This window comes from Seohaeicola saemankumensis (genome assembly GCF_042678485.1).
GTDB lineage: Bacteria > Pseudomonadota > Alphaproteobacteria > Rhodobacterales > Rhodobacteraceae > Seohaeicola > Seohaeicola saemankumensis.
Genome location: NZ_JBHTKR010000005.1, coordinates 363,856 through 377,876, shown reverse-complemented (window position 1 = coordinate 377,876; position 14,021 = coordinate 363,856). Strand labels below are relative to the sequence as shown.

Genomic DNA, 14,021 nt, shown 5'->3' with positions numbered 1-14,021 from the left:
CCTTTTCATGTCGATACATGATGTTTTTTTGCGTTGGCCGCTCCTTTCAGAAGCGGCAACAATCCTGCTTGAGCAGAAAATGATCGTGACGATCGGTCACGACTTTAACGAGTATAACAGGATCGTCACGGCGGGGCGACCTCATCAACAGGTCAGCCTTCCTTTCAGGGCGGAATTGCATAACCTTTCGAAATCAAATGCTTTTTGGGTATGTGGTCACACCGCTGAGGGACAGCTTGCCCATACGCAGGCCGTGCGTTTGGTGGACGTGGGAGACCAGTCCCTGGGCGGTTATCTCAGGCGGTCGTTCCGTGATTTCCCGCCTGCCGGTGTGCCTTTGGACATGGCGGCCTCGCGGTATCGCGCGGGGCCCGGTGCGCGGCGAATCAAGGGAAGGCTTTGCTACCATGGCGAGATGTGGATTGATGAGGAAGCAGGCAATTACCGCGGCCGCGGGATGTCTTCCGTGCTGTCGCGATTGGGTTTTGCCATCGCCCTGCGCGATCTGAACCCGGATTTCATCTTTGCCTTCATGGTCCGGTCGGTCGCCTTCAAGGGGCTGGCGGAAAGGGCCGGGTTCATGCACACCGAACCCGCCTCGCTGTCATGGAAACTGCGCGACAAGGATCGCGCGATCGAGGCGTTTACGGCCTATCTGTCGCGTGAAGACCTGCGGTATCTTCTGCGACTGCCGCTGGAAGATCTGGTCTGCTGACAACCGGGTGCATCAGGGGGTCAGATATCTTCCTGGCATTGGTCGATGAGTTGATGAACCCGCGCAGAGTCATTCAGCGCATGTGACAGCGCCAGGACCAGCTTGGCGAGATAAACCGGGGTGGCGGATTGGCCCGCTGCCGCTTCGGTCTTGTCTATCGCCGTGGCAAGCGCCTCATAGATGGCTTCGATCTGGGAATGCGTGGTCATGTCCGGATATCCTGTCTTGCTGTCACATGGTCCATGGCGGCCTGTACCGAAGCGGCTGACGGCATTTCATGCCAGCGGGCTGCAATGTGCAGATCGGGCCGGATCAGCCAGGCGCTGCCCGCTGTCGCGCCAAGCACCGTGGCGGCATGATCCGCCGGGTCAAGCGCAAGGGTTGCAAGGTCCGGGGTGTCGGTCAGACCGGGGGCTTGCCCAAAGCAGAGCAGCGTAAAGCCGCGACCCAGCCGGTCGGTCAGGAAACCGCCGCCGGTCAGGGCGGCAGAGGGTAGCACGGTGCCCGGCACAGGACCGCTGACGCCGCCGTGAACATCCGTCAGCGTCGCGGGGCTGTCCGCATAGGAATAGGGCTGCATCTGGCGCGGATTGGCCAGTTGGCCGGCCCATTCCCGTTGCAGGGCCAGCGACAGAGCCGCGTCACGCAGGATTTGCCAGCCGCGTGTCGGCGGTGTCATGAAGCGGGTGCTTTTGGTGGCATTGGCAAAGACATCCAGCGTGGCGCCGCGCCGCTCTGGCGTATAGCTGTCCAGCAAAGCCTGGCCCGCGCGCCCTGTCAGGACCCAGCCCAGTTTCCAGCCGATGTTCTGTGCGTCGGCCAGCCCGTTGTTCAGCCCGCGCACCCCGAAGATCGGCACGATATGGGCGCTGTCACCGACAAAGAAGACAGGCCCGTCGCGGTAATCGTCCAGGGCCAGGGTATTGGCGGAATAGACGCTCCACCATTCCAGGTCCCAGGGGCCTTTGTGGCCGATCTCGTCCAGCACCGCCGCGACGCTGGCGCGCACAGTGGCCTCTTGGGTGGCCGCCTCGGCGGTTTCGCCCTCTTGGAGCTGGTAGTCGATGCGCCAGATGTTGTCGGGCTGACGATGGATCAAGACCGTGCCGCCCGGACGGCAAGCCGGATCGAACAGGGCGCGGCGGATGGTGGGATAATCGTGATCCATCTGCACATCCGCGATCACATAGCGGCCTTCGTAATTCTCGCCCGCCAGACGCAGGCCGCGCATGGCCCGGATGGGCGACCTTGCGCCATCGGCGGCAAGCAACCAATCGGCGGTCAACGTGTAATCGCCGCCGGGGTCGCGCAGGCCGAGTGCGACGCCGTGTGACAGGTCACTGACGCCGATCACTTCGGTCTGCCAGCGCGTTTCGATCAGGGGATGGGCGGCAACCGCCTGCCACAGATAATCCTCTATATATTGCTGTTGCAGGTTGTACATGGGCCGGAACTTTTCGTCCGGGCTGTCGGGCATGTGGAATTCAAGGATCTGGCGGCCGCGAAAAAAGCTGCGGCCCGTGGTCCAGCCAAGCGCCTTGTCAAGAAACGGAGACAGCGCACCGATCCGTTCAAGGATGTGAAAGCTGGACCTTGCGATGCAGATGGCGCGGCTGCCGTCGTTGAACGTGTCCTTGCGATCCAGCAACAAGACCGGGACGCCTTCGCCCGCAAGCGTCAGGGCGGTGGTCATTCCGATCGGGCCGGCCCCCGCCACGATAACCTGGTGGTGGCCTTGCCGCGCGGCATCAGGGGGCGGTGCGGCAAATCGCGGGTAAGTGAAGTAAAGCGAGTCGGTATCGTCGCGTCCTGCGGGTCTCATGCGGGATGTGATCCTTCTGCCGGTCTGTGGGCCGTCGCGGCGCGCATTCCTGCGCGCTGCCGAGCCGTCACGCGACTCTTACGAGGCTGCGGGTGTACGGCCAAGAAAAAACCCCGGCCAGTCATGGCCGGGGTCTGTCGTGTCAGGCTTGTGCGCCTGTCAGAACATCAGCACGTGCAGTCGGATCAGCCGATTGCAGCGGCTTTGACGTCATCGTCGATGAAGGGCACGTATTGGGCGAAGTTGTTTGCGAACATCTGGACCAGCTTGGCGGCCTGACGATCGTATGACTCCGGGTCGTGCCAGGTCCGGCGCGGGTCCAGCAGGACTTCGGCCACGCCATCGACGGACACGGGCACGTCGAAGCCGAAATTCTCGTCCTTGCGGAACTCGACGTCGTTCAGGCTTCCGTCCAGTGCTGCGGTCAGAAGTGCGCGGGTCGCGCGGATGGGCATGCGGCTGCCGGTGCCATAGGCGCCGCCGGTCCAGCCGGTGTTGACCAGCCAGCAGGTCGCGCCATGCTTGGCGATCTTGGCTTGCAGCAGCTTGCCATATGTCTCGGGGCGGCGCGGCATGAAGGGGGCGCCGAAGCAGGTCGAGAAGGTGGGCTCGGGCTCGGTCACGCCACGCTCGGTTCCAGCGACCTTCGAGGTGAAGCCCGACAGGAAATGATACATCGCCTGCGCCGGTGTCAGCCGCGCGATCGGCGGCAGAACACCGAAGGCATCGCATGTCAGCATGATGACGTTCTTCGGATGTCCGCCAAGCGCTGTCTCGGACGCGTTCGAGATATAGCCCAGCGGATAGGCGCAACGCATGTTCGCGGTCAGGCTGTCATCGTCGAAATCCAGCTCGAATGTTTCGGGATCGAAGATCATGTTTTCGATCACGGTGCCGAATTTGGTGGTGGTGGCATAGATCTCGGGTTCAGCCTCGGGGCTGAGGTTGATGGTCTTGGCGTAGCAGCCGCCTTCGAAGTTGAAGGTGCCACGATCGGACCAGCCATGTTCGTCATCCCCGATCAGCGTGCGCGCGGGATCGGCCGACAGCGTCGTCTTGCCAGTGCCCGAAAGGCCGAAGAACACGGCCGTGTCGACCGGATTGCCGGTGGCATGGTTGGCCGAGCAATGCATCGGCATCACGCCTTTTTCCGGCAGAAGATAGTTCAGCAGGGTGAAGACGGATTTCTTGTTCTCACCTGCATATTCGGTGCCGCCGATCAGGATCATCCTGGCGTCGAAGTTCATCGCGATGACGGTTTCGGAGCGGCAGTTGTGCCGCGCGGGATCGGCCTTGAAGCTGGGGCAGTTGATCACGGTGAAATCGGCCGTGAACCGGTCCAGCGCTTCGCGCTCGGGGCGGCGCAGCAGATGCCGGATGAACAGGCCGTGCCAGGCAAGCTCTGTCACCATACGCACGTTGATCGCCAGCTCCGGGTCGGCGCCGGCAACAAGATCCTGCACGTAATAGGTGCCGCCCTTCATGTGCTCAAGCATGTCGGCATGGAGCGCGTCAAAGCCTTCGGGCGACATGGCGGCGTTGTTTTCCCACCAGATGCTGTCTTCGACCGATGCGGTGCGAACCACGTGCTTGTCCTTGGGCGAGCGGCCCGTGAACTTGCCGGTGGTCACAAGGAAAGCGCCGCCGTTGCCCAGCGTGCCCTCGCCATTTTTAAGCGCCGATTCGATCAGCGCAGGCTCCATAAGGTTGTAAAAGACATTGCCCAGCCCGCTGATCCCTTGATCTTCAAGCCGGAATTGCGGGTTTACCCGTCCAAATGCCATATTGCCAAACTCCTGTAGCCGCGCTTGGGGCGGCGGTCCCGTGTTCACGTCTTGCGGGCAAATGCCCGTCATTCCGGCCTCTACCGGGGCCGATGCCACGCCTCTTAACATGATGGTCCGATAGAGTAACAGAAGGGTTTTTCGCAGTTAGCGCAACCAATCGCAGGTTAGCGCAACCATGGCGGAAATCCCCGTTTGACTGTCGCTGCAGCCGAAACTGTAACTGATGCAATTTAGCCATTGCTTTGTTATTTTGTGATCAAATGAGACACAGCTTGGACCCGATTCGCAGTTAGGGATTGATTGCAAAGACCAAAAGGGCGATGAATTAAGGAAAAAATCAGGCGTAACGAGCAGTACAAGGAAATCCGCCATGTCAAAAATCGCCCTTGTGGACGATGACAGGAATATTCTGACATCGGTTGCCATGACCCTCGAGGCCGAGGGATTTGAAGTCGAAACCTATAACGATGGGCAATCCGCCCTCGATGCATTCAACAAGCAATTGCCCGATATGGCCGTGCTGGACATCAAGATGCCACGCATGGACGGGATGGATCTTCTGCAGCGGTTGCGCCAGAAGACCTCGATGCCGGTCATTTTCCTGACCTCCAAGGATGATGAGATCGACGAAGTGCTGGGCCTTCGGATGGGGGCCGATGACTACGTCAAGAAACCCTTTTCGCAACGCCTTCTGGTAGAGCGTATCCGCGCCCTTCTGCGCCGGCAGGATGCCGTCGCCGGTGACATTGTCGGGGATACCGAGGAAACCAAGGTGATGGAGCGGGGCGAATTGCGGATGGATCCGCTGCGCCATTCCGTGACCTGGAAAGGCCGTGACGTTTCGCTGACGGTCACCGAATTCCTGTTGCTTCAGGCCCTGGCCCAGCGTCCCGGTTTCGTGAAAAGCCGTGACCAGCTGATGGACGTGGCCTATGATGATCAGGTGTATGTGGATGACCGCACGATCGACAGCCATATCAAGCGGCTGCGCAAGAAGATGCGGACGGCAGATCCTGAATTTTCGGCGATCGAGACCCTGTATGGTATCGGCTACAGATACAACGAAGAGTAATGGCACTCGCAGAAAGGATCAGCTTGCGCGACGCGACGCCCCGTCGGGACGGTGATGTCATTCTGGGTGACGATTTCGTCGCCCCGGATGCCATTGGCCAGGGGGAGTTGCGTCACCGGCGCGAGCGGCGGGGTTTGTTCTCACTCAAGGACTCTCCGCTGACCCGCAAGATCATTACGTTCAATCTTGTGGCCCTGAACATCCTGGTGGCGGGTATCCTGCTGATGAACTCCTCTCGGGAGCCGTTGGCGGTGCAGCGCATCAACAGCCTTCTGGGCGAGGCAGAGCTGATCGCAAGCGTCTTCGAAGTGCAGGCCGCAACCGGCCTGGCAGGGGATGTGGGCGCGAATGCGGCCTCTACGATCAACGCGCTGGACCTGCGTAGCGGTCTTGAAGTCTTCGTCTTCGATCCGGCGGGCACCCTTTTGAGCCAGGGAACCGGTGCAGGTATCCTGCAATCGGGCGGCAAGGTGCGCGAAGAGCCGACCATCATCGTCGATTTCCTGTCCTGGCTGTGGTCTGGCGTGGCCGGATTGACGCCTTTCGGTGAGGACAAGCCCGGGCTGACCCATGAGCAGCTGGCGCGCGCCCAGGTTGAACTGGCGCTGGCCAACGGCACAACCTTCAGCACGGCGCAAGACGTCAGCGGGACGACGACGTTTACCGTGGCAAGCCCGGTCATCAAGGATGGAAAACCCTTCGGGGCCGTCGCCCTGGTCAACGCGGGTGGCGAGATCGACACACTGGTGCGTGTCGAGCGGGAACGCGTGTTGCAGATGTTCCTGATCGCGACGCTGGTATCGATCGGGCTGAGCATCGTTCTTGCCTCGACCATCGCCAATCCGATTTCCGATCTGGCGGCCGCAGCCGAGATTGGGCGCGACCGCGACCGTCGCAAGGCCGCCAACGGACGCATCCGGATCCCGGACATGACCGCACGCCCCGACGAGATCGGGCGCCTGTCGGGCGCGCTGCGCGGGATGGTCTCGGCGCTTTATGACCGTATCGACGGGAACGAGCAGTTTGCCGCGGATGTGGCCCATGAGATCAAGAACCCGCTGGCATCGCTGCGGTCGGCGGTGGGGACATTGCGTGTCGCCAAGCGCGACGATCAGCGGGAAAAGCTGCTGGACGTGATCGAACATGACGTGCGCCGGCTGGATCGCCTTGTCTCGGATATTTCGAACGCATCCCGTCTGGACAGTGAACTGGTCAAGGAAGAACAGGAGCCCTTCGATCTTCTCAAGATGCTGGGCAATCTGGGGGATTACCTGGGTCAGGAAGCCCGCTCGCAGGGGATCGACTTCATCACCGATCTTCCCGACGAGCCGATTGTCGTGCATGGGCTTGAAGCGCGGCTGGCACAGGTTTTCGTCAATCTGATCACCAACGCGATCAGCTTTTGTGAAGACGGCGACGCGATCCGTGTCTGGGCCCGGCAACGCGAGAACCGTGTTCTTGTCGTGGTCGAGGATACCGGCCCCGGCATCCCCGAAGAGGCGCTGACGAAAGTCTTCAAGCGTTTCTATTCGGAACGGCCCGCAGGCCAGTTCGGCAACAATTCGGGTCTTGGGTTGGCCATTTCCAAGCAGATCGTCGAAGCGCATGACGGCGTGATCTGGGCAGAGAACATCCGCCCCACAGATGCGGATCCGACATCCGAACCGCTAGGCGCGCGTTTTGTCGTGGGCCTGCCAGTCTGAGATGCAGGAGCATCGGCAGGATGCCGGACCAGCCGGTAGCGATACACGGCTCGTCCTGCATGCCACCACGGTTGCCCTGCATGGTGCCGGTGTTCTGATCAAAGGTGCGTCCGGGCAGGGCAAGTCATCGCTGGCGCTGCACCTGATGGCGCTTGGCGCCGGGCTTGTCGCGGATGATCGCACCTGCATCTGGCGGGAGGATCACGGCGCCGAAGGAGGCCAGATCGTTGCGGATGCGCCCGACGTGCTGCGCGGCCGGATCGAGGCGCGCGGGATCGGTATCCTGGGCGCTGCGGCGGTCGGACCCTGTCGAATCGGCCTGATCGTGGATCTCGACCGGACCGAGGAGGCGCGCCTGCCGCCCTTTCGGACAGCCGAGATTCTGGGTATAGCCCTGCCGCTTCTTCACAGGGTCGAGACACCCGCTTTTCCTGCCGGAATTCTGCAATATCTTGTTGCAGGGCGTGTGGCCTAGGCGAAAGGCGAACCAACATGACCGTCAAGACGGCACAGACGACGCAAAAAGACCCGCAACCGGCCAATCCGGGGCAGCGCGTGGTTCTGGTGACCGGTCCTTCCGGTGCCGGACGATCAACCGCGATCAACGCGCTGGAGGATTCGGGCTTCGAGGCGATCGACAACCTGCCCTTGTCGATGCTGCCGCGCCTGCTGGACGGCCCGCCGATCAGCCGCCCCCTGGCCCTGGGTATCGATGTGCGCAACCGAGACTTTTCCACCAATGCCCTGATCGAAACGATCGACAGGCTTGGCCTGACCCCCGGTTTCGTGCCTGCGCTGCTTTACCTTGATAGCCGGGCAGAGGTTCTGGAACGGCGTTATTCCGAAACGCGGCGCCGTCACCCGATGGCGCCCGCGGAAAGCCCCGAGATCGGCATCGCGCGCGAGCTTGACCTCTTGGGGCCGATCCGCGCACGGGCCGATATCCTGATCGACACGTCGGATCTGACCCCGCATGAATTGCGCGCCGAGATCGAGCGCATGTTCACCGGGGGCGGCGGGCCGCATCTTGCGGTCACGATCAATTCCTTTTCCTACAAGCGGGGCATGCCGCGCGGTATGGATATGGTCATCGATTGCCGCTTCCTGCGGAACCCCTATTGGGAAGAAAGCCTGCGCGCCCTGGACGGGCGCGATCCCCAAGTGGCGGCCCATATTGCCGGCGATCCGCGCGAAGAGGCATTTTTTGCCAAGGTGCTTGACCTGATGCTTTTGCTGCTTCCAGCCTACAAGGACGAAGGAAAATCCCATTTCGCAATCGGTTTCGGCTGCACCGGGGGCCAGCACAGGTCCGTGGCCATGACCGAAAAGCTGGCCTTGGCCCTTGCTAAGGAAGGCTGGCAAGTGTCAATAAGGCATCGCGAACTGGAGCGACGCAATGCCTCGTTGCCAGCAAACCGGCCCGTGGCCGGCGCAACATCGGTGTGAGGGAAAACATCAGTGATCGGTATCGTGATCGTCGCCCATGGTGGTCTGGCCAAGGAATATCTTGCCGCAGTCGAGCATGTCGTCGGCAAGCAAAAGGGTATTCTTGCCATCTCGATCGAGGCTGATCACGACCGCGCCCAGAAACAGCAGGAAATCATGGAAGCCGCCGATGCGGTGGACACCGGCAGCGGTGTCGTGGTTGTGACGGACATGTTTGGCGGCTCGCCCAGCAATCTGTCCTTGCGCGCCTGCGCCCCGGATGACCGGCGCATTCTATACGGCGCCAATCTTCCCATGCTGATCAAGCTGGCGAAAAGCCGCCATCTGCCGATAGCTGATGCCGTGCGCCATGCGCTGGAAGCGGGGCGCAAGTACATTGACACGCAAAACATAACGTCGGACCTGGAACAACCATGACGGAAACAGTGCATCGCCGCCTGAAGATCATAAATGAAAAGGGTCTTCACGCACGCGCGTCGGCCAAACTGGTCGAAGTCGTGGAAGGCTTCGACGCCACGGCCGAGGTCAGCCGCGAGGGGCTCAGCGCCTCGGGTGACAGCATCATGGGGCTTTTGATGTTGGCAGCATCGAAAGGAACCACTATTGAGGTTCAGACCAGCGGCCCGGATGCCGGGGCCCTTGCCGACGCCCTTGAGGCCCTTGTGGCCGACAGGTTCGGCGAAGGCATGTAGGCCGGCCCTGGCAACGTAAGACGGCACGACAGCGAGATCGAGGTGGTCGATATTCAAGAACATAGCCCAGCAACGGAGCATGACGGCACTGCTGCGCCCCATCAGCCTGTCTATGACCGTGGCAGCCTGACCTATTCGAATACGTTCGACAGCCCGATGCACGGGACCATCATCCGCATGATGGAATGGATGACCGGCAAGATCAGCATCATCCGGCGTGTCAAGGAATTCGAACGTCGCGGCGCGCCAAGCGGTCAAGCCTTCTGGCCGGCAACGATGGACGTCATGGGTATCGACCTGCTGACCCCTGCCGAACAGCTGGCGCGCATTCCGGCTGAAGGGCCGGTCGTGTTCGTGGCCAATCATCCGCATGGTCTGGTGGATGGCATGATCCTGGCCGATCTGATCGGCCGGGTCCGCAACGACTACAGAATCCTGACGCGGTCCTTGCTGACGGGAATCGACGAAAGTGCCGCAAGCTACATGATCCCGGTTCCGTTCCCGCATGAACCCGATGCCCAGCGCAAGATGATCGAGATGCGAAATGCCGCGATGGATCACCTGGGGCAGGGCGGATTGATCGCGCTATTCCCCTCGGGCGTGGTGGCGACGTCTAAAACGATGTTCGGCCCCGCGATAGAAGCGGAATGGAATGTCTTCACGGCAAAGATGATCCGGCGCTCCGGGGCGACTGTGGTGCCCTGCTATTTCCCGGGGTCGAATTCGCGCTGGTACCAGATTGCCAACCGCATTTCGCCGGTCTTGCGCCAGGGTCTTTTGCTGCATGAAGTCGTGCATGCCTTCGACAAGCCGCAGGCACCCGTCATCGGTCATCCCATATCGCCCGAAGAAGCCGATCACCGTGGCCGCGACCCGCGCGCGTTCATGGCCTGGCTACGAGAGCACACGCTGGCCCTGCGGGATTGACCTGGAGACGCGCGCAGGGGGCTGTCTGCCCCCAGTCCCTTCGGGACTTCCCCCGAGGATATTTCGGGCAAGAAGAAGCCTAGCGCGTGGGAACCGGAACCTCGCCCCGGTAGTCGTAGAATCCGCGCTGCGTCTTGCGACCCAGCCAGCCCGCTTCGACATATTTTGTCAGCAAGGGGCAGGGGCGGTATTTCGTATCCGCCAGCCCGTCATGCAGCACGTTCATGATGGCAAGACAGGTGTCCAGCCCGATGAAATCCGCCAGCTCCAGCGGGCCCATCGGGTGATTTGCCCCCAGTTTCATGGATTCGTCGATGGATTTCACCGATCCGACGCCTTCGTAAAGCGTGTAGACCGCTTCGTTGATCATCGGCATCAGGATCCTGTTGACGATGAAAGCCGGAAAATCTTCGGCCGACGCGGCCGTCTTGCCCAGCTTCTCGACCACCTTGAGGCAGGCGGCATAGGTCGGTTCATCCGTGGCGATACCGCGGATCAACTCGACCAGCTGCATCAACGGCACCGGGTTCATGAAGTGGAAGCCCATGAATCGTTCGGGCCGATCTGTACGGCTGGCCAGCCTGGTGATCGAGATCGACGAGGTGTTTGACGTCAGGATCGTGTGGGGGGCCAGGTGTGGCAGCAGGTCGTCGAAGATCTTCTGCTTGACGGTTTCGCGTTCCGTTGCCGCCTCGATGATCAGGTCGCAGGGGCCCAGATCCGTCAGCGTGAGTGTCGTCTGGATGCGCGCCATGGCGGCATCCTTGTCGGTCTGGCTGATCTTGCCGCGGCCGACCTGACGGTCAAGATTGCGCGAGATCAGCGCCACGGCGGCATCAAGCGCGTCCTGGCTGATATCGGTCATCAGCACGTCATAACCGGCCAGGGCCATGACATGTGCGATGCCATTGCCCATCTGGCCTGCGCCAACGATGCCGATGCTTTGAATATCCATGCGCGTTCTGCTCCCTCATGCCTGCTGGCGGTGACAATAGGCCGGGGCGGCGGGGCCGTGCAAGAGCACAGGCGCCGGGAGGGATCGTTAATAATTTCGATCAATTGTGCGTTTAGGGAAATCGCAAGCTGTTTGCGTGATTCTGTCCCTGGGTGAGTTTGAACAATCGGGTGGGATGGATGACTTATGATGCAACTGGCCAGGGTGGCCTGGACTATTTTCCGTGCCGTTACGGGCGGTCGCGGCTGCTGTTTCGCGGACCAAGGCGGCGGCTTGCCGGGGATTATGCCCTGTTTCTCGGGGGAACCGAAACATATGGCCGGTTCATAGCGAAACCTTTTCCCGCGCTGATCGAAGACGCGACCGGCCTGAAATGCGTCAATTTCGGCTGGCAGAATGCCGGGGTGGATGCCTTTCTGAACGATGCCACGGTCATGGAGGTTGCAAGCCAGGCGCGGGTTACGGTCGTGCAGATCATGGGCGCGCAGAACATGTCCAACCGGTTCTATGCGGTGCATCCCCGGCGCAATGACCGGTTTCTGAACGCGTCCGGCTTGATGAAGCAGATGTTCCGCGATGTGGATTTCACCGATTTCACCTTTAACCGGCACATGCTATCGGCGTTGCGGCAGTTGTCACCTGATCGCTACCTCATGATCCGGGAAGAATTGAAGGAAGCCTGGGTCGCGCGCATGCGCCACTTGTTGCAGGGCATAGGCGGGCGGACGGTATTGCTTTGGTTCGCCGATCATCCCGCACGGCAGGCCGATACTTGCGATGACGTCCTGAAATTCGCGCCGGGGGATGATCTTGGGCGCGATCCATTGTTTGTCGATGGACAGATGATTGATGTGTTGCGCCCCTTGGTCACCGAGGTGGTCGAGGTTTCGGCCAGCCCGCAGGCGCTTGCCCGCGGAACCGAAGGCATGATCTTTTCGCCGCTGGAAGCCCCGGCTGCGGCGGGCCTGATGGGTCCTTTGGCGCATCAGGAGGTGGCTGATGTTCTTGGTCCCTGCTTGCAGCGGATGATGGGGGGGCGGTCCCTGGCGCGATAGGTCCTGCCCCGCAAGAACAAAGGCCCGCCAGTGATGGCGGGCCTTATGGTGATCGCTTGCGCGCGGTATCAGATCTCAGATCTTTTCGATCAGTTCCGGCACTGCGGTGAAGAGGTCTGCGACCAGGCCGTAATCGGCGACCTGGAAGATCGGGGCCTCTTCATCCTTGTTGATGGCGACGATGATCTTGCTGTCCTTCATGCCGGCCAGGTGCTGGATCGCACCCGAAATGCCGACCGCGACATAAAGATCCGGCGCCACGACCTTGCCGGTCTGTCCGACCTGCCAGTCGTTCGGCGCATAGCCCGAGTCAACAGCCGCGCGGGAAGCGCCAACGGCGGCCCCCAGCTTGTCGGCCAGTTTCTCGATCAGGGCGAAGTCCGCCTCGGATCCCACCCCGCGCCCGCCGGACACGACCACGCCCGCACTGGTCAGTTCGGGACGGTCGGAGGCTGCAACCTTGTCTTCAACCCATTCGGACAGGCCGGGGTTGTCGCCCGTTGCGATCGCCTCGACCGGGGCGGAGCCGCCCATCGGGGCCAGATCGAAGGTCGAGGTGCGGATCGTCATCACCTTGACGCCATCGGTGGATTTCACCGTCTGGATCGCGTTGCCGGCATAGATCGGACGCTGAAACGTGTCCGCATCGACCACGCCGACCACGTCGGACAGGATCATCACGTCCAGCAGGGCCGCCACGCGCGGCATGATGTTCTTCGCATCCGTCGTGGAAGGGGCCACGATATGCGAATAATTGCCTGCCAGGCTGACGATCAGGGCGGCCACGGGTTCGGCCAGGCGGTGACCGTAAAGTGCATCCTCGGCGACCAGCACCTTGGACACGCCTTCGATCTTGGCGGCCTCATCGGCTGCTGCCTTGGCCGAAGCGCCGGTGCAAAGCACGGTCACATCGCCCAGTTGCTTGGCCGCGGTCACGGCTTTCGCGGTGGCGTCCACCGCCAGCGTGCCGTCAGTTACTTCACCAATCAGAAGAACAGCCATTACACAGCCCCCGCTTCCTTGAGTTTCGCCACAAGCTCGTCGACCGAGCCCACCTTGATACCTGCCGCGCGCGCCGCCGGTTCCGAGGTCTTGACCACGGTCAGGCGCGGGGTGACATCGACGCCGTAATCGGCGGCTGTCTTTTCATCCAGCTGCTTTTTCTTCGCCTTCATGATGTTGGGCAGGCTGGCATAGCGCGGCTCGTTCAGGCGCAGGTCGGCCGTCACGATCGTGGGCATCTTCACCTTGATGGTCTGCAGGCCGCCGTCCACTTCGCGGGTGACCAGCGCATGACCGTCCTGCACATCCAGGTCCGAGGCGAAGGCCGCCTGGGACCAGCCCAGCAGCGCCGACAGCATCTGGCCGGTCGCGTTCATGTCATTGTCGATGGCCTGCTTGCCCGCGATCACCAGACCGGGGGCTTCCTCGGCGATGACGGCCTTGAGGATCTTGGCCACGGCCAGCGGTTCGATGTCATTGTGCACATCATCCGAGGCCACGACCAGGATCGCGCGATCCGCACCCATCGCCAGCGCGGTCCGCAGGGTTTCCTGCGCCTGCTTCACGCCGATGGAGACAACCACGACCTCGTCGGCCTTGCCCGCTTCCTTCAGGCGGATCGCCTCTTCGACAGCGATTTCGTCGAACGGGTTCATCGACATCTTTACATTGGCGAGATCGACACCGCTTCCGTCCGCCTTGACGCGAACCTTCACGTTATAGTCGATCACACGTTTGACAGGCACGAGTACCTTCATTGGCGTGGTCTCCCTCAGATTGCGGGAAGACGGTTTGCGACTCCCCAGATAACACTCTGCGCGTTGATATAATCTTGCGCGCCGGCG

15 protein-coding genes are annotated in these 14,021 nt (G+C 61.5%); 9 read left to right on the top strand and 6 right to left on the bottom strand.

Going from position 1 to position 14,021, the window contains the following annotated elements:
• Positions 1–7 precede the first annotated feature (7 nt).
• Positions 8–715 (top strand): hypothetical protein, encoded by a 708-nt coding sequence (locus tag ACFQ3C_RS14170; protein ID WP_380793093.1) that lies wholly within the window; start codon positions 8–10, stop codon positions 713–715.
• Between the two features lie 20 nt (positions 716–735).
• On the opposite strand, the gene ACFQ3C_RS14165 is transcribed toward ACFQ3C_RS14170, so the two are convergent.
• The 3 genes from ACFQ3C_RS14165 to ACFQ3C_RS14155 all read right to left on the bottom strand — a co-directional run bounded on the left by ACFQ3C_RS14165 (position 736) and on the right by ACFQ3C_RS14155 (position 4,321).
• Positions 736–924: a hypothetical protein gene (locus tag ACFQ3C_RS14165; RefSeq protein WP_380793091.1), complete on the bottom strand. Its 189-nt coding sequence runs from the start codon at positions 922–924 to the stop codon at positions 736–738.
• Positions 921–2,537 (bottom strand): FAD-dependent monooxygenase, encoded by a 1,617-nt coding sequence (locus ACFQ3C_RS14160; protein WP_380793089.1) that lies wholly within the window; start codon positions 2,535–2,537, stop codon positions 921–923. Before ACFQ3C_RS14160 ends, ACFQ3C_RS14165 begins: the two co-directional genes overlap by 4 nt.
• A gap of 185 nt (positions 2,538–2,722) precedes the next feature.
• Positions 2,723–4,321, bottom strand: coding sequence for a phosphoenolpyruvate carboxykinase (locus ACFQ3C_RS14155; RefSeq protein WP_380793087.1), 1,599 nt, complete (start codon positions 4,319–4,321; stop codon positions 2,723–2,725).
• A gap of 373 nt (positions 4,322–4,694) precedes the next feature.
• Between ACFQ3C_RS14155 and ACFQ3C_RS14150 the strand changes: the two genes are divergently transcribed.
• From ACFQ3C_RS14150 to ACFQ3C_RS14120, 7 genes are read left to right on the top strand one after another with little or no spacing between them, the layout of a single operon-like run.
• The gene (locus ACFQ3C_RS14150; RefSeq protein WP_380793084.1) at positions 4,695–5,396 is read left to right on the top strand and encodes a response regulator transcription factor; all 702 of its coding nucleotides are present in this window, start codon (positions 4,695–4,697) and stop codon (positions 5,394–5,396) included.
• On the top strand, positions 5,396–7,099 hold the full coding sequence (locus ACFQ3C_RS14145; RefSeq protein WP_380793080.1) for an ATP-binding protein: 1,704 nt from the start codon (positions 5,396–5,398) through the stop codon (positions 7,097–7,099). Before ACFQ3C_RS14150 ends, ACFQ3C_RS14145 begins: the two co-directional genes overlap by 1 nt.
• Position 7,100: 1 nt before the next feature.
• On the top strand, positions 7,101–7,574 hold the full coding sequence (locus tag ACFQ3C_RS14140; protein WP_380793078.1) for an HPr kinase/phosphorylase: 474 nt from the start codon (positions 7,101–7,103) through the stop codon (positions 7,572–7,574).
• 17 nt (positions 7,575–7,591) lie between these two features.
• Positions 7,592–8,545 carry an RNase adapter RapZ gene (gene rapZ / locus ACFQ3C_RS14135; RefSeq protein ID WP_380793075.1) on the top strand — a complete coding sequence of 318 codons (954 nt, stop codon included), beginning with the start codon at positions 7,592–7,594 and terminating at the stop codon, positions 8,543–8,545.
• Between the two features lie 12 nt (positions 8,546–8,557).
• Positions 8,558–8,962 (top strand): PTS sugar transporter subunit IIA, encoded by a 405-nt coding sequence (locus ACFQ3C_RS14130; RefSeq protein WP_380793071.1) that lies wholly within the window; start codon positions 8,558–8,560, stop codon positions 8,960–8,962.
• Positions 8,959–9,237 carry an HPr family phosphocarrier protein gene (locus tag ACFQ3C_RS14125; RefSeq protein ID WP_380793068.1) on the top strand — a complete coding sequence of 93 codons (279 nt, stop codon included), beginning with the start codon at positions 8,959–8,961 and terminating at the stop codon, positions 9,235–9,237. Before ACFQ3C_RS14130 ends, ACFQ3C_RS14125 begins: the two co-directional genes overlap by 4 nt.
• A 51-nt stretch (positions 9,238–9,288) precedes the next feature.
• Positions 9,289–10,164, top strand: coding sequence for a lysophospholipid acyltransferase family protein (locus ACFQ3C_RS14120; RefSeq protein ID WP_380793350.1), 876 nt, complete (start codon positions 9,289–9,291; stop codon positions 10,162–10,164).
• 79 nt (positions 10,165–10,243) lie between these two features.
• Here ACFQ3C_RS14120 and ACFQ3C_RS14115 read toward each other — a convergent pair whose 3' ends face one another.
• Positions 10,244–11,119: a 3-hydroxybutyryl-CoA dehydrogenase gene (locus ACFQ3C_RS14115; RefSeq protein WP_380793065.1), complete on the bottom strand. Its 876-nt coding sequence runs from the start codon at positions 11,117–11,119 to the stop codon at positions 10,244–10,246.
• Positions 11,120–11,298: 179 nt separating this feature from the next.
• On the opposite strand from ACFQ3C_RS14115, the gene ACFQ3C_RS14110 reads away from it, so the two are divergent.
• Positions 11,299–12,174, top strand: coding sequence for a DUF6473 family protein (locus ACFQ3C_RS14110; RefSeq protein ID WP_380793062.1), 876 nt, complete (start codon positions 11,299–11,301; stop codon positions 12,172–12,174).
• A gap of 75 nt (positions 12,175–12,249) precedes the next feature.
• Here ACFQ3C_RS14110 and ACFQ3C_RS14105 read toward each other — a convergent pair whose 3' ends face one another.
• The gene (locus ACFQ3C_RS14105; RefSeq protein WP_380793060.1) at positions 12,250–13,176 is read right to left on the bottom strand and encodes an FAD-binding protein; all 927 of its coding nucleotides are present in this window, start codon (positions 13,174–13,176) and stop codon (positions 12,250–12,252) included.
• Complete coding sequence (locus ACFQ3C_RS14100; protein ID WP_380793057.1) at positions 13,176–13,934, bottom strand: electron transfer flavoprotein subunit beta/FixA family protein; 759 nt, start codon at positions 13,932–13,934, stop codon at positions 13,176–13,178. The genes ACFQ3C_RS14105 and ACFQ3C_RS14100 overlap by 1 nt, the downstream gene beginning before the upstream one ends.
• Between the last annotated feature and the right edge of the window lie 87 nt (positions 13,935–14,021).